The 17,573-nt window shown below is 43.7% G+C and carries 15 protein-coding genes; 9 read left to right on the top strand and 6 right to left on the bottom strand.

What is annotated here, in order from left to right; genetic code table 11:
• Nucleotides 1-145: 145 nt before the first annotated feature.
• Nucleotides 146-1,879: a DEAD/DEAH box helicase gene (locus ABD036_RS04650; protein ID WP_343856994.1), complete on the bottom strand. Its 1,734-nt coding sequence runs from the start codon at nt 1,877-1,879 to the stop codon at nt 146-148.
• 307 nt (nt 1,880-2,186) lie between these two features.
• Here ABD036_RS04650 and prsT point away from each other — a divergent pair, with 307 nt between their 5' ends.
• Nucleotides 2,187-4,931 (top strand): XrtA/PEP-CTERM system TPR-repeat protein PrsT, encoded by a 2,745-nt coding sequence (gene prsT / locus ABD036_RS04645; protein ID WP_343856992.1) that lies wholly within the window; start codon nt 2,187-2,189, stop codon nt 4,929-4,931.
• A gap of 31 nt (nt 4,932-4,962) precedes the next feature.
• Nucleotides 4,963-5,391, top strand: a complete 429-nt coding sequence (locus ABD036_RS04640; protein WP_343856990.1) for an MgtC/SapB family protein — start codon at nt 4,963-4,965, stop codon at nt 5,389-5,391.
• Nucleotides 5,392-5,401: 10 nt separating this feature from the next.
• Here ABD036_RS04640 and ABD036_RS04635 read toward each other — a convergent pair whose 3' ends face one another.
• The 5 genes from ABD036_RS04635 to tolC all read right to left on the bottom strand — a co-directional run bounded on the left by ABD036_RS04635 (nt 5,402) and on the right by tolC (nt 11,177).
• Entirely contained in the window at nt 5,402-5,590 is a 189-nt protein-coding gene (locus ABD036_RS04635; protein WP_343856988.1) for a hypothetical protein, read from the bottom strand.
• A gap of 3 nt (nt 5,591-5,593) precedes the next feature.
• Nucleotides 5,594-5,734 carry a hypothetical protein gene (locus ABD036_RS04630; RefSeq protein WP_343856986.1) on the bottom strand — a complete coding sequence of 47 codons (141 nt, stop codon included), beginning with the start codon at nt 5,732-5,734 and terminating at the stop codon, nt 5,594-5,596.
• Between the two features lie 955 nt (nt 5,735-6,689).
• Entirely contained in the window at nt 6,690-8,609 is a 1,920-nt protein-coding gene (locus ABD036_RS04625) for a methyl-accepting chemotaxis protein (RefSeq protein ID WP_343856983.1), read from the bottom strand.
• 247 nt (nt 8,610-8,856) lie between these two features.
• Nucleotides 8,857-9,678, bottom strand: a complete 822-nt coding sequence (locus ABD036_RS04620; RefSeq protein WP_343856981.1) for an ion transporter — start codon at nt 9,676-9,678, stop codon at nt 8,857-8,859.
• Between the two features lie 140 nt (nt 9,679-9,818).
• Nucleotides 9,819-11,177 (bottom strand): outer membrane channel protein TolC, encoded by a 1,359-nt coding sequence (gene tolC / locus ABD036_RS04615; RefSeq protein WP_343856979.1) that lies wholly within the window; start codon nt 11,175-11,177, stop codon nt 9,819-9,821.
• Nucleotides 11,178-11,442: 265 nt separating this feature from the next.
• On the opposite strand from tolC, the gene nudF reads away from it, so the two are divergent.
• From nudF to parE, 7 genes are all read left to right on the top strand, one after another.
• Nucleotides 11,443-12,069, top strand: coding sequence for an ADP-ribose diphosphatase (gene nudF / locus ABD036_RS04610; protein WP_425542544.1), 627 nt, complete (start codon nt 11,443-11,445; stop codon nt 12,067-12,069).
• Nucleotides 12,059-12,502 (top strand): DUF1249 domain-containing protein, encoded by a 444-nt coding sequence (locus ABD036_RS04605; RefSeq protein ID WP_425542554.1) that lies wholly within the window; start codon nt 12,059-12,061, stop codon nt 12,500-12,502. The genes nudF and ABD036_RS04605 overlap by 11 nt, the downstream gene beginning before the upstream one ends.
• Nucleotides 12,503-12,522: 20 nt before the next feature.
• Complete coding sequence (locus ABD036_RS04600; RefSeq protein ID WP_343856973.1) at nt 12,523-13,263, top strand: metallophosphoesterase family protein; 741 nt, start codon at nt 12,523-12,525, stop codon at nt 13,261-13,263.
• Between the two features lie 16 nt (nt 13,264-13,279).
• Entirely contained in the window at nt 13,280-13,894 is a 615-nt protein-coding gene (locus ABD036_RS04595) for a YqiA/YcfP family alpha/beta fold hydrolase (RefSeq protein ID WP_343856971.1), read from the top strand.
• A gap of 194 nt (nt 13,895-14,088) precedes the next feature.
• Nucleotides 14,089-14,562, top strand: coding sequence for a pyridoxamine 5'-phosphate oxidase family protein (locus ABD036_RS04590; protein ID WP_343856968.1), 474 nt, complete (start codon nt 14,089-14,091; stop codon nt 14,560-14,562).
• Nucleotides 14,563-14,842: 280 nt separating this feature from the next.
• The gene (locus ABD036_RS04585) at nt 14,843-15,532 is read left to right on the top strand and encodes a hypothetical protein (protein ID WP_343856966.1); all 690 of its coding nucleotides are present in this window, start codon (nt 14,843-14,845) and stop codon (nt 15,530-15,532) included.
• Nucleotides 15,533-15,673: 141 nt separating this feature from the next.
• Nucleotides 15,674-17,569 carry a DNA topoisomerase IV subunit B gene (gene parE, locus ABD036_RS04580; RefSeq protein WP_343856965.1) on the top strand — a complete coding sequence of 632 codons (1,896 nt, stop codon included), beginning with the start codon at nt 15,674-15,676 and terminating at the stop codon, nt 17,567-17,569.
• Nucleotides 17,570-17,573: the final 4 nt, after the last annotated feature.

The raw sequence follows: 17,573 nt of genomic DNA, 5'->3' as shown, positions 1-17,573 counted from the left end.
TGTGGCTTACTTTGGTTATAATTTAAAAGCATTAAAACGTTGAATATATTTCCATCAGTTATATAAAACCTATTCCGCTTTTGTATTAGGCTTGTGCTATAAAAAAACCCGCAATCAATGCGGGTTTTGTTAGCGAGTACCAATACTATTTTTCAGACTTGCGTCCTTTGTGCTTAGGCGGAGTGTCACTCCACTCACGGATTGCCAAACGCTGTCCAGCAACACGGGTTTTTTGTAGAACACCGAAGGTATCAGCAGGCATGCCTTGCGGTAAGTCAACGGTACTGTAGGTATCATATATTTCAATGGCACCAATGTTCTTACTGCTAATGTTGGCTTCATTGGCAATTGCACCAACTATGTTACCTGGCTTAGCGCCATGGGTGTGCCCTACATCGATACGGTAACGTTGCTTACCTTCATCAGGTTTGCTGCTGCGGTTACGCGCTTTAGCAGGTCCTTTACGATCATCACGAGAACCACGATCTTTAAAGTCTCTGCCACCTTTGCTATCCCTTTCTTTGTAAGTCGGCTTAGCATTTAGATCCGGTCTGTCACCTTCGCGCAAAATCAGTGGTTCATCACCTTGGGCGATTTTCGCTAAGGCAGCCATTATCCGTTCAGGTGAAGCTTCAGTTTGCTTTTGAATATCTTCAACAATCGGCATAAAGCTCTCTATTGCTTCATCACTCATTGCCTCAACGACACTGGTTTTAAAGCGCGTCAAGCGGGTCTGATTAAGCTCAGAGATTGACGGAATTGGCATAGCTTCGATGGTCTGTTTAGTGGCCTTCTCAATCGCAAACAACATGCGTTTTTCACGATGAGAAATAAACAATATCGCGTCACCTTGGCGACCAGCACGACCAGTACGACCAATACGGTGAACATAAGATTCAGTATCGTATGGGACATCAAAATTGATGACATGACTAACACGCTCTACGTCCAACCCACGCGCCACAACATCGGTAGCTACTAGAATATCAATCTTACCTTGTTTAAGTTTATCAACCGTACGCTCACGGGCGTTTTGTGGAATATCACCGTTAAGCGGTTCCACATCGTAACCTCTGGCTGATAGTTTGTCTGCTAGCTCAACGGTTGCCGTTTTGGTGCGCACAAACACAATGACACCATCGAATTCTTCAACTTCTAGGATCCGTGTTAAGGCTTCCATTTTGTGGTGCCCAGCAACTTGGCAATAACGCTGACGTATGGTGCTTGCGGTGCTGACTTTGGAAGCGATTTTCACATGCTTAGGTGAATTCAGATAGCGCTCAGTGATCTTCTTAATCTGCGCAGGCATAGTCGCTGAAAATAACGCTGTTTGCCGGGTCTTAGGCGCGTGGCTTAGGATCCATTCAACATCGTCGATGAATCCCATGCGTAGCATCTCATCGGCTTCATCCAATACCAAGAAGCGTAATTGGTCTAGTTTTAAGGTGCCGCGTTTAATGTGATCTATCACGCGTCCTGGCGTACCCACAACCACTTGAACGCCGCGCTTTAATTGGCGAATTTGGTTGTCATAGGATTGACCGCCATAAATTGGCAGTACGCGAATTTTTTTAGAGAAGCTGGCGTATACTTGAAACGCTTCTGCAACCTGAATTGCCAATTCACGTGTTGGCGCTAGCACTAATAGCTGCGTAAAGTCTTTATCAATATCCAGATTTGCGAGCATTGGCAGCGCAAATGCGCCGGTTTTTCCGGTTCCCGTCTGTGCCTGACCGAGAATGTCGTGTCCAGCAAGAATAAGGGGAATACTTTCTGCTTGAATCGGGGAAGGTTTTTCATACCCGACTTTTTCTATGGCCTGAAGTAACGCGTCAGGCAAGTTAAGGTCTTTAAATGTTAAGTCTACGTTTGTGGTCATTCATGATCCCTGGTAACCGGAAGAAAAATGTACTGACATCAGTTATTTTTCAGTTCAGCAGGCAATCTTGAAAGTGCCCAGTAGCCGGTATAGTTTAAAGGACATATTATATTCGATAACCTACTTTTATACCAACCTTCGACCTCAAGTTGGTGAGATTTTTATCCTCTTTTTCACAATTATTGGCTTTTTAAGGCTAATAGTTGTCAATTGTGCCATTTTCTGAAATTTTGCGTCTCCAACTACTATTAAAAATTTGTTAAGCCTTGTAGCATAGTGTTAATTACTTAGAAGGAAGATTTAACACATGAGAACATTACTCTTAGTTTTAGGGTTGACCCTCATCATTGGATGTAGCCAAAAAACCAGCGAAGACCATCTAAAAGCCGCCCAAGATTACATCGCTGAAAAAAGGCTTGATTCTGCCGTCTTAGAATTAAAAAATGCGATAAAATTGGACCCCAGAGATCCAGTCGCACGTTTCGAACTAGGTAAAGTTTACTTAACTAAAAAACAATATGAGAGTGCCGAGAAAGAATTAAATCGTGCACTTGAATATGGTCAACCTGCATCCGACGTTATTCCATTGTTATCTCAAGCTTATCAAAATACCGGTGCGCTATCGGAATTGAGTGAAATTGATCATACCGAGGCGGGTATGTCTCCAGAGCAAGAAATTGAAGTCGGCTTCTTTAAACTGCAATCGTTTGCACAGTTAGGTAAAGAAAAAGAAGCAAAAGCCTTAGTTGAACAACTGAGCTCTATTAAAGTGGATACAGTGTATCGTGGCTTAGTCGATGTGTATGGCTCGGTAATGATGGGCGGAGATGTTCAACAAGCGGTAAGCGACGCCGAAGCCTTGGTTGCTAAGTTCCCAAATAATGCCGACTTGCTTAAATTTCAAGGTCAATTATATCTACGGATTTCTGAACCTGAAAAAGCAGCCGAGGTGTACAAATCTTATCTGCAAGTATTCCCCGAAGATACGCAAACTGTTTTTGTATTAGCTAAGTTATTAGTTGATAACGGTAAAATACTAGAAGCCGAGCCATACATCGACCAGCTTTTGGCCAAAAATGCTGAGAATCCTTTGCTCAATCAATTGAAGAGTGTTGTAAGCGCAGCGAAAAACGAACATGAAGATGCTCAGCGTTATGCTGAAAAAGCAATTCAAAATGGTCGCGGAGATCCTGTCTTACGCTTGATTGCCGGACACTCAGCATACATTCTTAAAGATTTTGAAGCTGCTAACCGCCATTTGTCCTATATCGCTAGCTCGTTACCACCGGAACACCCTGGGCTTAAAATGCTCGCGGCCAGCCAACTGGAGCTAGGAATGTCTGGCGAGGCCAGTGAAATGTTGAGTAAGTTCGATAATGTGTCTGAAGATGATGCCAAGCTGTTTTCTAAAACTGGATATGAATTGATTCGCTCGGGCAATATCAAAGAAGCCAAAGAAGTGGTTGAACGTTCTGCGGCCATCAGTCGCACTGCGGAAGATCTTACTCGTCTAGGTGTACTGAGACTGTCTTTGAATGATGTCAGTGGCATCATAGATTTAGAGACTGCCTTAGAAAAAAGTCCGGAAATGGAAGTGACCCGCGCAACGTTAGCAAACGCTTACTTAGCGACAAATCAACTGGATAAGGCAAAAGATTTAGCCACTGATTGGATTAAAAATGAACCCCAAGATTTTAAAGGGCACATGCTTCTTGGTGAGGTATATGTAAAACAAGGGGATTTTGCCAAAGCTCTGGACGAATTTAATAAAGCTGATGCCATTGAGCCGGAAAATGGTTTGGTTCTATTGGCCATTGCCAACTTAGATTTAGTACAACAAAAATTTGCCGAAGGAGCAAAAAAGCTCAAGGCCATACTCGACAAAAAAGCAGATTTTGTGCCTGCAATTGCGACTTACTATTTAGCGCTAAGAGCGCAGGAAAAGGGTAAGGAAGGCATGCAACCAGCACTAGATGCGCTCAAATCAAATCCAAATGATCCTCAGATCCGTTTGGTGGTTGCTCGCATGTATTTATCAGAACGTAATTGGCAAGATGCGCTAAATACGCTTGAAGAATTTGACGAGAATGATAAAACCGCGCCAGCATATTGGAATATCAAAGGTAAATCATTATTGGGATTGGGTGTTATTAGCGATGCCAATCAGCATTATGACAAGTGGATAGCTGCCTATCCAAACAGTAAAGATGCAAATTTAGGTAAATTGTTGTTGTTGGATGCCAAAGGTGATTTCAAAGAAGGCGCTGAGCGCAGTGCCGCTTTCTTAGAAGTCAGAGATGATCTGGCTGTTAGAATGCTCAACGTACACTTTTTAGTTATGTCGGGGCAAATAAACCAAGCTAAGGTTGCGTTTGCTGCTTTACCTGACAATGCCAAACAGCTACCTGTAGCGCAAGGGTTCCAAGCGCGCATACTGTTATCTGAGAATGACAATGAAGGCGCACTGGAGTATTCCAAAACGGTATACGAAAACATTCCTAATAGTCGCAATGCAGTATTACTCGCGGTTAACCTTGAACGCTTAAATCGTAAAAACGATGCTATGGCATTATTGCAAGCCCATGCCGAACAATTTCCGCAAGACGTAGCGGTGAAAATGATGTTAGCAGAACGACAAATTACCAGCGATGAAAGTAAAGCGATTGCTACATATGAGAAAACGCTTAAGTTGAACCCCAACAATTTTGTTGTGCTCAATAATCTGGCTTACCTCTACATTCAAGAAGGTCGACTCAAAGAAGCTGAAACTTACGCACGGCAGGCCGTCGATTTAAGGCCAGACAATGCAGATGCAGTCGATACCTTGGCTCAAGCATTAATGAAACAGCAAAAATATGATGAAGCCTTGAAGTTCTACGATCGGGTTGTTAACGACAAGATGAAGAACAACGAGATCTTTTTGAACTATGTTGAAGTGCTCTTTGCAAAAGGTAATAACAGCCTTGCAAGGCGTAAATTATCAGAGCGTAAGTTCGAAGGCGCAGCACTCACTCAAAGAGTAAATGAGTTGAAAGCGAAGTACGGCGTGTAACGCGCCGCTATTTTCTTTAGGATCGCCAGTGATGGATACTTTGTTAGAAATCGACTTTGTTGTTATTGTGCAACACCTATTGAAAATGGGTATTGCCTTCTTGTTGGCTTTGCCCCTTGCAATTAACCGGGAGCAACAAGCCCAAAGTGCAGGGCTCAGAACCTTTCCCTTAGTAACTATCGCTAGTTGTGCTTTTATGCTGGTCGGTATTGATGTGTTTAGAGACCCTGAATCTCAAGCTAGAGTGATGTACGGTATTGTGACTGGAATTGGCTTTATTGGTGGTGGCTCTATCATCAAAAGCTCGGAGAATGTGTACGGAACCGCTACGGCGGCGAGTATCTGGTTAACAGGAGCGATTGGGGTCTCGGTGGCATTTAATCGCTACGAAATTGCGATTGTATTGAGCGTCGTTGGCTATTTGGTGCTGAAATTTTTAGGTAAATATAAATCAACCTAGTGGTTGTACATTACTTGCGATGTGTTCCACTGGCTAACTCATTGATTTCCATTTCCATTTGCTTTTGCTGACGCTTTTGATCCAACGATATCACCGCGCCTGAGGGCTGAAATTCAGCAATTGCCTCACCAATGGAAATGCATTTGACCGTATTTGCAGCAATGTGTTTAAACGGCTCCGCTACTTTTCTAATCCGCATAGTTTATCCTGTTTTAAATCGCTTTTTGTTGACAATCAAAGTGCCCGCTTTCAATTCACTCATTTCAGGTACATTGTTCTTCATACATTCAATGCCGATACCAATGTCGTTCACATGGGCTATGTCTTGCGAATACAATGCCAACTTTTTGTGTTTACCTATAAGCCAATAAAATTGCGCTTGTCGTTAACCTGATAGCCGAACAGCGTGAATAGATTCGGTGCAAGTGTGTAATAAATGAACACAGCGTCAAAAATTTTACAGGTGCAATAGGTGGCTAACCCGACATTGAATTCATGCGCAAACATTAGCTATTTGAAGGGGGCTCAACAAGCTCGAGGTCAATACTAGGGTATGACGCGATATTCGTATCCACCTGAATCGATGCACACCATTAGCTTGGCGAAAACCTACGCTTTGTAACCGGTTTTGATACACATTCTGCCACTGGGAATAACGTAACTGATGATAACTAAGCAGTAGGCGTGAATGACCTGTGTAAATGCAGATAAGTAAGCTGAAGCTTTATTACCAAGGCTAGTTAACCTGATCTCAGGATAATAAGCGCCCCTCATTAACGTCCTTGTTATGCTTATTTGCGTTGAATTTTCTGGCAATAGGCCTGCTATTACGCACGAAAACTCGCCTTGCTAATCGAAAAAATGCGTCATTGATGTGTGTTTTAGAAGATTCGCTTTTACTGATCCTCACTAACACGTTGAAATCGAGGTGTGATATTGAATTGCTCGTCACATTTTATTTCGAGTCCAGGTTTTTTATCTTCGGAGTGACAATGATATTGTTTAAATACGAGCACCTGACCAAGCCGGAATTATGGTATTGGCACCGCTAGAGCTGGGTAAGGTAGGAGGTCAACCTTAAGTTGCTAGTAAGAATAAATTTGCTACTTAGCCAGTCAGCTCGCCATAGTGCATTTTAGCATCCAAGGTGATTCAATCTAAAACGTCTAATTTGCTATGTCGAATATAAAAAAGGACCTGCTTTGCAGATCCTTTTTTAGCGGGTTAATACTCGTGTTTCATTGGTTAGTGAGCCTTAGCAAGTAGCATAGACTTCTTAGCGTCGCCCGATTAACCGCCTATTTCCCCTGCCGATTAATATTGATAAGACTATCTAATCTAGTCGCTAAATCATTTATGCTCTGAGTTTCATCGGTGATTTGTTCAACTGAATGGGCATTTTGTTGAGCAATCAGTCGGATATCAACCATATTTTGCGTGATAGTTGCAATGTTCTGAGATTGTTGTTGCGTGGATGCGGCAACGGTTAGGTTAGCCTCTTCTATTTTCTCAAAGTGTTGATGGTTGCGCTGCAATACACTGTCAGCTTTTCCAATCGAATGTGACGTGACATTTGATTGCTCTATGATCAAGCCGATTTCCTGAGTTGCCGATGCTGAGGTGTGTTTAAGCTGTTCCATAATAGTTTGCACTTCTTTGGTGGAGTCGGCAGTGCGTTTGGCTAGATTTCTCACTTCTTCAGCAACCACCGCAAACCCACGTCCTTGTTCACCGGCTCGCGCGGCTTCGATAGCCGCATTGAGCGCCAACAAGTTGGTTTGGTCTGATATCGCCTGAATGGTTTCCAACACAGTGGCGATAGTATGGGTATTACTACTCAAAGATCTGATAACTTCAGCTACATCATTGATTTTAACAACCAGTTGCTTAATGTCAGACTGGGTACTGTTGATCACATCGGTGATTACTTTACCGTCTTCATTAATTCGCTGAGCGACTTGCGCCGCCTCCTCAGCATGGGATGCCGACAGGGTAACGCTGTCACTCACTTGAGCTAAAGTATCTGAGATACTTAACGTACTGTCTGCACTGACATTAACAGAGTGTTTGGTTTCTTTCACATGGGCTTCAAGTGAGGCTGCAACTGCATGCAAGTCTTTACTATTAAGCGCTATTTGATTGAACATTTCTTCTAGCTTTTGGATAAACTGATTGTAGCCTTTGGCCACATCCGCAAGCTCTTGTTGACCTTCTTCAGGCAATCGATAGGATAAATCAGCGTTGCCTTGGCCTAACCGAGTGAACAATTCAGATAGCTGACTTATTGGCTGTGTAATACTTCCCGCTACATACCAAGCCGCAATGCAAGCCATCACCGCAATCAATAGAGACCAAAATAACATTGTCCAAGTGGAGCTTTGCAAATCCGTATACATTTCCTGATAAGGAATTTGCGAGACCACAAACCAACCCATACTTGGAATATATTGCGTGGCAACTAGCACTTCTTGGCTTTGTGTTTCTGTTATGGCATAGCTAAATTGCTGCTCAGATAACAATCTATTCACTGCCTCAGCGCCATATAATGACGACAAGGTTTGGCCTACCATTGCGCGATCGTTATGCAATTGCACTTTGCCGGTGGCATCGACTAAATAAACAAAGCCTGTTTGCTCAAGTTTGAAGCTGGCTAATAAAGACACGACTGAATCAAACGAGTTTGCTATGCCGGATAATCCGCGTCCATTGGTCTGTTGGTAGTTAACAAATAAATCAGCTTTTCCAGTCTCTGGGTACTGGTACATACTCACCATGTAATCCTGATTGCTGGTGATATATTTGAAAAACCAGCCATCTGATTGGTCATCTTGTAACACTCGCAAAAAACCATCTTGATTCCAGTATTTAGCGGTTTTCTTATCCGCAAAGGACACGGCACTGTAGCCGCTCGCAGTGGCTATGTTTTTCAATTTTTGGATCAAGAGGGTCTCGCCTTGCGGACTTTGACCTGCTGCATTCCATTGCAAAATAAATTCATCGCTGGCGATAAGGCGCGCGGTGCGTCTCATCATGGCGATATCACTATCAATAGTGGCGGCAATATTCTTAATCTTGCTGGGGAGTTCTGAATTGAGTACCCGTGCTTCTATGGCTTTTTTTGAGGTTAATAGACTGGAAGTTCCTACCAAAACTGCGGTCGCGATTACAAAGGCCGTGAGGGTGAGAATGATTTTTTGCCGAATGGAAAGTTGCTTCATGAATTCATTACCGAAAAACAGTGCGGGATACTATGTGTGACACTCGAAGAGTGATCCTAAACACATTTATCTCGCCTACCAATGATGCCATTAGTCCATTAACTGGCTTGCGATGATGTAAAAAACGTCAATATTCGAGCATCTTAACAGCCTAACGCCGCTAAGCTAATTGTTTTTATCGGTATTCAACTCAGTTCGATGAGAACTAAATTTACTCATGCTGACGTTTTCTTAATCCGCATTCGGTCTACTTAGTCTTATTCTGTGCCTCAGTAAGTTCAGTCAATTGCAACTGAATGGATTTAAGTTGGTCCGACAAATCAATAATGGTGGGCTCACCACGTTCTTCACTCAGCTCTTTTCGCGCTTTTTCGTTTTCCTGTTCCATTACATTTACCACAATACCAATTACCATGTTGAGAAATGCAAAGGCACTGAGAAAAATAAAGGTCAGATAGAAAATCCAACTTAACGGATACACTTCCATGGTCTCGTACATAACATCAGTCCAATCCTCAAAGGTCATAACTCTGAAGAGGGTGAGCATAGAAACCGTAATATCGCCCCAAAGGACCGGGTTAATATTTTCAAAAAGGGTGCTTCCAATAGCCGCGTAGATATAAAAAATAATAAACATCAGCAGCATAACGTAACCGAGCTGTGGCAAGGCTTTGATCAAAGATGTGAGCAACATGCGTAATTCGGGAATGATGGATATCATCCTTAACACACGAAATACGCGGACTAACCTGGCGATAATGGCCATATCGGTGTCGTCGGCGGGTATCAGACTGACAAATACGATGACGGTATCGAACATATTCCAAAAGTTCTTGAAAAAGTCTATTTTGCGCGGCTCGGCAATAAATCGAATGGTTATCTCTGTGAGGAAAAAAATGGTGATAAACCAATCCAGAAAGGTCGCTACGCTGATCAGCGTGTCTGACATTTCATACGTTTTAGCGCCCACTAACAAAGCGGAAAAGATGATCACGGCAATGACCACCAGCTCAAACATTTTATTCGAACGTATTTTTATAAATTTACTTTGTAAGGTAGACGCTTGCATGTCACTGCACTTCCATTTTGGCTTAATGCCGTTGTAATAGATGAAAATTTAGCGGCAGAGTTTACCTGAAAAATTCACAAAAAAAATCTGCTACAAGGTAACCTGTAACAGATTTTTGATTCATCTAGATCTTTTTGCCACTAAGCCGCCGGTGGGCGCAGCCCGCGGTTGATGTCAACCAAGTCTTGTTCGGTCAAATTGCCCGCCGCACGTTTAAGTTCCATCACAGCGGTGATGAAATCATAGCGAGCACCCGCTAAGTTTCTGCGCGCATCAAATAAGTTCCGTGTGCTGTTAAGTACATCTACTATGGTCCGTGTACCCACATCAAACCCAGCTTCGGTTGCTTGCAAGGCACTTTGTGCCGACACTACAGCTTGCTCTAAAGCGCGTATTGTCGAGGTAGCTGCCACTACGTCATTGTACGAGCTGCGAACAGAGCGCACAGTTGAGCGGTGTGCAAGTTCAAGGTTTTCGCTTGCGGCTATGTAGCGATAACGAGCCTGTGCCGTTTGCGCACTGATTGCCCCGCCTTGATAAATAGGCACGTTTAACCGCAGTCCAATCGAGTCATTATCGCGATTTGGAAATCCACTGTTGCCGTTTATCTCAGTGTCATCGCTACCGATTGATGCTGACAGTGTTAACGTTGGGTAATGACCTGCCTTAGCATTAGAGATATCGTCTTTGGCAATTTCTTTTGCCAATTTTTGGACCATCAAATCTAAATTCTTTTCTTCGGCAATACTGAGCCAGCCGTCTACACGCTCTGGCACTGGACGAGATGCGGTGAAACTTTCAGTATTAAGTACCGATAAATTGTCATGATATTTGCCGGTGATCTCCCGTAACTCTTCAAGACGCAATTCAACCAGATTCTCAGCGACGATTTCTTGTGCCGTGGTATTGTCGAAATTGGCTTGGGCTTCGTGCACATCGGTGATGGCGGTTAAGCCCACTTCAAAGCGCTGTTTAGTTTGCTCTAATTGACGTTCAATGGCGCGTTTTTCGGCTTGCACAAATTCTAATCCGTCTTGAGCGCGCAGCACCGACAAATAAGCGCGAACTGTTCTGACGATTAAGTCTTGTTTGGCTAGCGCAAAGTGCGTGTCACCTTGTTGCGCGACTTTCTCGGCTCTATCCAAACCTACCCAGTTTTGGTGATCATATACTGAGAGCGATAAATTGATATCCCAGCCCAAATTGGTCGATTCGCTATTTATAACACTGATCGTTGGTGGGCCGTCTGGCTCCGCGCCTGGTTGAAAGTCAAACTGATCTTGAGAACTGTCGGTGTAGCTGATCACCCCTGAAATTTGCGGCAACAGGTTCGCCCGACTAATTGAAATACCTTCAAAGGCGGCGTCACGGTCGGCTTTGGCGCGATTAATGGTTGGATCTTTTTCCAGGGCTCGTTGATACACCTGATAGAGATCATCTGCGAAGGCTTGAGAGGCCACGCTAAAGCCAATAAGCAGTGACAGAATGGATTTTTTCATTTGCTTTCCTATGTGTGTTCCGTATTGTAACGCGTCTTTTTACACATCAACGCCTATTTCTTTTCAGTTCAAAGTCTAAGTAAATCAAACGCTAAGCGAAATCAAATAGTCGTAACATTAAGGCCTCAAGTGTAACAGAATATTTTTGCTATAGTGTTGTGTCTAATCGTTGAATGTAAAAATTTATTCTTCAAGGTGAATCAACTGATAAAATTGCCTTTTATCTCTGATCCCCCACTTACTACTGACTTTTATGGAGTATGGTTTGAAAGCGTATCCTGTTTTTTCTAATAAAGACGTGAAGGTAACAAAAACTCATTCACTCTATGACGGCTTTTTTAAGCTAGTGGGCTATGAATTTACCCATCGCTTATTTGAAGGTGGTTGGAGCGCACCGGTTAAACGGGAGATACTTGAGCGCGGTCACGCGGTAGCCGTGTTACTTTATGATCCAAAACTGCAGGAGTTTGTATTCATAGAGCAATGTCGAATTGGCGCTATGCCAACCAGTGAGTCACCCTGGTTAATTGAGGTGGTTGCTGGGATGATAGAAGAAGGCGAAGAAATCGAAGAGGTTTGTCGCCGCGAAGCTCAAGAAGAATCAGGCGTTGAAATTCAGCGTTTACATCGTGCTTTGAGTTATCTCTCAAGCCCTGGTGGTACAACCGAGCGAATACATATTTATATTGGTGAAATTGACGCAACTCAGGCACAAGGTGTGCACGGGCTAGATTACGAAAGTGAAGATATCTTAGTGCGCCGAGTGGCTAAATCTGAAGCGTTGGAATGGCTTAATAGTGGCAAAATTGATAACGCAGCAGCACTGATCGCGTTACAATGGTTCTTAATTAATGAAGCACAAGTAGTCGAAATGTGGAGTGATAGTGAGTAGTAAACAGCGTAAATATGTCCCCCATCTGCCAAGCTTGCTGACTGTGTGTGAGCAAAACTACGCTCGCCTGCTGCGAATATTGCCTGACTGCGATACGGTGACTTTAAGCTACACCTTTGAGATTAATGATGGACTTTATTATCGAGTGAAAATACTTGATAGCAGTCGTTATACCAGCACAGTGGAACTTGCCCAATTGGTTGATAACGTGCCTAGCTACTTGCGTCCCGTGATGCAGATTAGGTTGTATCATGACGCTAATGTGGCGGAAGTGCTCAGTGCTCAACACATGGGCAAGTTGCAGCCAAGTTATGCGTATCCTAATAACAAAATGCACCAACCCAATGAAAAAGAAATGACCAATCATTTTTTGGCTGAGTGGCTTTCTTTTTGCCTGCGTCACCTAGCTTCAATGCGCTCCTCTGTTGACTGATTATCAGCTTAGCCCTCGTAGTGAAAACTCTAGTACAAATTAGCGACTGTCATTTGTTTGCTGACAAACATAAAGTGGGTTACCAGCAGATAAAACCCTATTTCAGTTTGGCCGCGGTACTGGAAGAGGTCGTTTGTCATGACCCAGACATGATTCTGGTCACAGGTGATATCTCAGCCGATGGCAGCGAGCAAAGCTATTTAGACTTTCTCGCACTGATAACGCGTTTCGAGTTGTTAGATAAATTACAGGTTATTGCTGGAAACCACGATAACTCTCTTTGGTTTGACCGAGTGTTAGGCGAGTTTGATTTGGCCACCCAGTCTGCCAAGGAGCTGGAAAACTGGTCAGTTCATGGGGTTGATACGCGCCATAAGGGCACCTTAGGACAGCTAAGCAACAGCCAGTTAAATAAACTAAAACTGGGCCTGCAAGATTGCCAATCCGCGTTTCAGCTTGTTGCTTGTCATCATCATCCGTTTGCTTGTGGTGGCTGGATGGACAAACATGAGTGGCTCAATCGGCAAGAATTTACAGACATCATTACTCAATATACCAGTGTTAAAGCCGTCGTGTATGGACACATTCATAGTCAGCAGGTATTCCAAAAATCCGGACATATGTTTGCTTCATGTCCCTCGACTTGTTGGCAATGGTCTACCCAACCGGAATTTGCTACTGATCCTAGCAAGCCTGGGTACAATAAAATTTTACTCGATTCAACCGGTGATTTTGAGATAACGACCCATCGACTTAAATAGGAACAAAACTGCTGACATGAATGACAATAACCCACCTTCAAACTTGCCACCCGTTCTGATCTATATTCATGGCTTTCTAAGCTCACCGGAGTCGGTTAAGGCAACCTTGACATTGGACTACATTGCGCAACATCACCCCGAATTAACCGTTGTTGCACCTCAGGTTCCTCATTATCCTCAAGACGCGGTGGCATTATTGGAAGACATCGTTACCCAATACGCAAAACGACCGCTGCGTTTTATTGGCAGCTCGATGGGCGGCTATTTATCTACTTATTTAGTCGAGAAGTTTGGTGGTAAAGCGGTGTTAATTAATCCAGCAGTCAAGCCATTTGAATTGCTGACGGATTACTTAGGCGATCATATCCACCCTAATACCAAAGAACACTTTACTCTGACACAGCAACATATTGAGCACCTACAACAAATAGATACTCCGACGCTCAAGGTCGCCAATGCGTACTGGGCATTGCTACAAACCGGTGATGAGACCTTAGATTATCGACAGGCAGAACAAAAATACCAAAACAGCAAACTGACGATTGAGCAAGGCGGTGATCACAGCTTTCAAAATTATCAGCGACATTTACCTGAGATTATGCGCTTCTTACTGAACAGCTCTTCACTCTAGGAAATGATTACAAAGGCTCAGAAATAATTTCAGCCTATGCGGCCAGCGATTCAATATTAATGCTCTGCAATTCGTTTAATTATCAACTATAACAAAGGGATAGGCCTTCCCCTAAAGTTGGCATGGGCTCTGCTACCTTAATTACAATTACAGATTTAAGTGGTTTTAATGTAAGCCGTAATAGGAGGTATTTAATGGCAGACAATATTATTTTAGATATGTGGAAATCTTTGGCAGATAGCCCTTTCGTTATGGTCAACCTGCAGTCAGGTCAGCAACATGGAGAGCCAATGCATGCACAACTTGATCAAGACGCAGATGATTGTTTCTGGTTTTATACGACAAAAAGCAATCGGTTAGCCCCAGGCGGAAAAGCCATGGTGCAGTTTAGCAGCAAAGATCACAAACTCTTTGCTTGTTTACGTGGGACGCTAAGCGAAGTTAAAGACACTGATACCATTGACAAATATTGGTCAAATAAAGTGGAAGCTTGGTACCAAGACGGCAGAGATGATGAACAATTGCTTATGCTCAGATTCGACTTAGAGGATGCGGAGATATGGTCCGTAGATCCAGAAATTTCAGGCCTCATTAAATTGGCAACAGGGGCAACCATAAAGCGAACTGAAATGGGCGACCACAAGCTTGTCTCGTTTAACAAAAACTAAGCGCTCACTTATGGTTAAACCACTCTTTACCGAGTGGTTTTTCTCGTGAAATCATATCGATGTGCCCGGTTTTAGGGGGCATTCAAAAAAGTGAGGCCGTAAACGAAACAAACTAAACGAGTGTTCTTTGGCGAAATCAATATTGTTTCGTTCGGATTTGTCGATCTCTGATGAGCGGCTTTCGTTTAACATTCACCTGTTTACTGTTAACGACGATTTTCTATCATTTAAGATTGCATTTGCATTGACTCACCTTTGCAATATTAGTTAGTCTGCCAACATGAAAAATATATATAAAACAATTGTTAGCCTAACCTGTCTAAGTTGCGCTTGGAGCGCACATGGTGCGGAATTCAACTTCGGCTATGACACTAAGTATGTCTCAGAAGGGCGTAATAACCTTACCGATGGTGGCATTATTTGGGCGAACCTAAGTAGCGATATCGATGAGCAAATCTCTTGGACTGTGGCCTATGGGATTGCCACGGCAAGCACGGTCGATTATGACGAGCTAAATGTCACCATTAGCTATGCTAATTCGCACGGCACTATTGATTACTATGTGGATTACACCTATCTGGCATTTTTTGAAGATGATGCTGATGACAATGAAATTGGTTTGGGCGCCGCATGGCAAGGTTTGGGGGCGTTTACTCCTTTTGTTGATGTGGTGTACAGCACCGAGTCTGCAGGCTCTTTTGTGCAGGTTGGCATACAAAGCCAAGTGCAAACTACTCAAGCGTTGAGTATTACCCCGTATTTGATGTTGGCCTACGATTTTGGCTATGCAAGCGACGCTCATGATGGTTACAACCACACAGCTATTGGCGTAACATCCAATTATGTTATCAATTCAGAGTTTTCCGTCAGTTTATTTTTGGAGCAGACTTTCGGTGGTACTGATGTGCGTGTAGAGCGCGGGCAGAGCGATCAATTCTGGGCGGGAATGCGACTTCATTACGGGTTTTAAGATCATCATCTCGACAGAGGCACGTGAATTCTATGGTTACTTAACGATGTTCGTTGCCCAGTGCCCGATGAGTTGTTAACATCATTGTAAACCAAGTGATGATATTCACATTCCCGTGGCACTATAAATCGAACAATAATCATGTCAAATCAATATAATTCTGAAGCAATTGAAGTCTTAAACGGTCTGGAGCCAGTCAAGCGCCGTCCGGGTATGTATACCGACACAACCCGCCCAAACCACCTTAGCCAAGAAGTGATTGATAATAGTGTCGATGAAGCGCTGGCAGGCTTTGCTTCCAGTATCAAAGTGACGCTTTTTGAAGATCAGTCCATAGAAGTAATTGATGATGGACGCGGTATGCCAGTGGATATCCATCCCGAAGAAGGGATTTCTGGGGTTGAAGTCATCATGACCAAGCTGCATGCGGGCGGCAAATTTTCGAACAAAAACTATCAGTTCTCTGGCGGTCTTCATGGCGTCGGTATTTCAGTGGTCAATGCCCTGTCTAATCGTGTTGAAGTGCTTATTAGGCGCGATGGTAATGTGTACAGTATGGCCTTTGAAAACGGTGACAAAGTAGAAGACTTAACCATAATCGACACCTGTGGAAAACGTAATTCGGGCACCAGCGTTAAATTTTGGCCAAATCCAGTGTACTTTGACTCGGCCAAATTCTCAGTATCTAAACTTTTACATATTTTACGTGCCAAAGCGGTGTTATGCCCAGGTTTGCGGATTAAGTTCGATAACAAAATTAGCAAAGAAACCCAAGAGTGGTATTTCGAAGACGGTCTTAGAGATTATTTGTATCAAGCGGTAAGTGATTATGTCACCTTGCCCGAAGACGCACCTTTCGTGGGCAAGCTAGCCGGTAATCATGAAGCGGCCGACTGGGCCGTGATGTGGTTGCCCGAAGGCGGCGAAATGATCACCGAAAGTTACGTTAACCTGATCCCAACGGCACAAGGTGGCACGCACGTTAACGGTCTTCGCCAAGGCTTACTGGAGTCGATGCGAGAGTTTTGTGAATTCAGAAACTTACTGCCACGAGGCGTAAAGCTTTCACCTGAAGATATTTGGGATAGATGCGCCTACATTCTGTCGACTAAAATGGAAGATCCACAGTTCGCAGGACAAACGAAAGAACGGCTTTCTTCGCGTCAAGCGGCCGCTTTTGTGTCAGGCGTGGTGAAAGACGCCTTCAGCTTATGGCTGAATCAACATACCGATGTCGCCGAGTTGCTGGCAGACATGTGCATAAACAATGCCCAGCGCCGACTTCGTCAAAGTAAAAAGGTTGCTCGTAAAAAAATCACTCAGGGGCCTGCGTTGCCAGGCAAATTGACTGATTGTACTAATCAAGATATTGAACGTTCTGAACTGTTTTTGGTTGAAGGTGATTCTGCTGGTGGATCAGCGAAGCAGGCTCGGGATAGGGTTTTTCAGGCCATCATGCCGTTGCGTGGAAAAATATTAAATAGCTGGGAAGTCGACTCGTCTCAAGTGCTTGCCTCGCAAGAAATTCACGATATCTCTGTTGCCTTAGGCATTGATCCTGATTCCGACGATCTATCCGGACTACGTTACGGCAAAATATGTATTCTTGCCGACGCTGACTCCGATGGACTGCATATCGCCACCTTGCTATGTGCTTTATTTGTGAAACATTTCCGCACTTTGGTAAATCAAGGTCATGTGTATGTTGCTATGCCGCCGTTATTTCGCATCGATGTGGGCAAAGAAGTCTATTACGCGCTAGATGAAGGTGAGAAACAAGGGATTTTGGATCGCATTGAAGCAGAGAAAAAGCGCGGCAAAGTCAATGTTCAACGTTTCAAAGGCTTAGGCGAGATGAACCCAATGCAGTTGCGCGAGACCACCATGGATCCAAACACTCGCAGATTGGTTCAGCTCACTGTAGGTGACGCGGAACAAATGCTCGAATTGATGGACATGTTACTTTCCAAAAAACGCGCACCCGATCGCAAAGTCTGGTTAGAATCGAAAGGCAATATGGCAGAAGTGGAGCTGTAACTTG

The organism is Aliiglaciecola litoralis (assembly GCF_039523355.1).
GTDB lineage: Bacteria > Pseudomonadota > Gammaproteobacteria > Enterobacterales > Alteromonadaceae > Aliiglaciecola > Aliiglaciecola litoralis.
This window is presented reverse-complemented; position numbering and strand designations above follow the sequence as displayed.

What these genes read in the sequence shown, in the direction of transcription:
- ABD036_RS04650 (WP_343856994.1), bottom strand. Translation starts at nt 1,879, where the DNA reads ATGACCACAAACGTAGACTTAACATTTAAAGACCTTAACTTGCCTGAC.
- prsT (WP_343856992.1), top strand. Translation starts at nt 2,187, where the DNA reads ATGAGAACATTACTCTTAGTTTTAGGGTTGACCCTCATCATTGGATGT.
- ABD036_RS04640 (WP_343856990.1), top strand. Translation starts at nt 4,963, where the DNA reads ATGGATACTTTGTTAGAAATCGACTTTGTTGTTATTGTGCAACACCTA.
- ABD036_RS04635 (WP_343856988.1), bottom strand. Translation starts at nt 5,590, where the DNA reads ATGCGGATTAGAAAAGTAGCGGAGCCGTTTAAACACATTGCTGCAAAT.
- ABD036_RS04625 (WP_343856983.1), bottom strand. Translation starts at nt 8,609, where the DNA reads ATGAAGCAACTTTCCATTCGGCAAAAAATCATTCTCACCCTCACGGCC.
- ABD036_RS04620 (WP_343856981.1), bottom strand. Translation starts at nt 9,678, where the DNA reads ATGCAAGCGTCTACCTTACAAAGTAAATTTATAAAAATACGTTCGAAT.
- tolC (WP_343856979.1), bottom strand. Translation starts at nt 11,177, where the DNA reads ATGAAAAAATCCATTCTGTCACTGCTTATTGGCTTTAGCGTGGCCTCT.
- ABD036_RS04595 (WP_343856971.1), top strand. Translation starts at nt 13,280, where the DNA reads ATGAATGACAATAACCCACCTTCAAACTTGCCACCCGTTCTGATCTAT.
- ABD036_RS04590 (WP_343856968.1), top strand. Translation starts at nt 14,089, where the DNA reads ATGGCAGACAATATTATTTTAGATATGTGGAAATCTTTGGCAGATAGC.
- ABD036_RS04585 (WP_343856966.1), top strand. Translation starts at nt 14,843, where the DNA reads ATGAAAAATATATATAAAACAATTGTTAGCCTAACCTGTCTAAGTTGC.
- parE (WP_343856965.1), top strand. Translation starts at nt 15,674, where the DNA reads ATGTCAAATCAATATAATTCTGAAGCAATTGAAGTCTTAAACGGTCTG.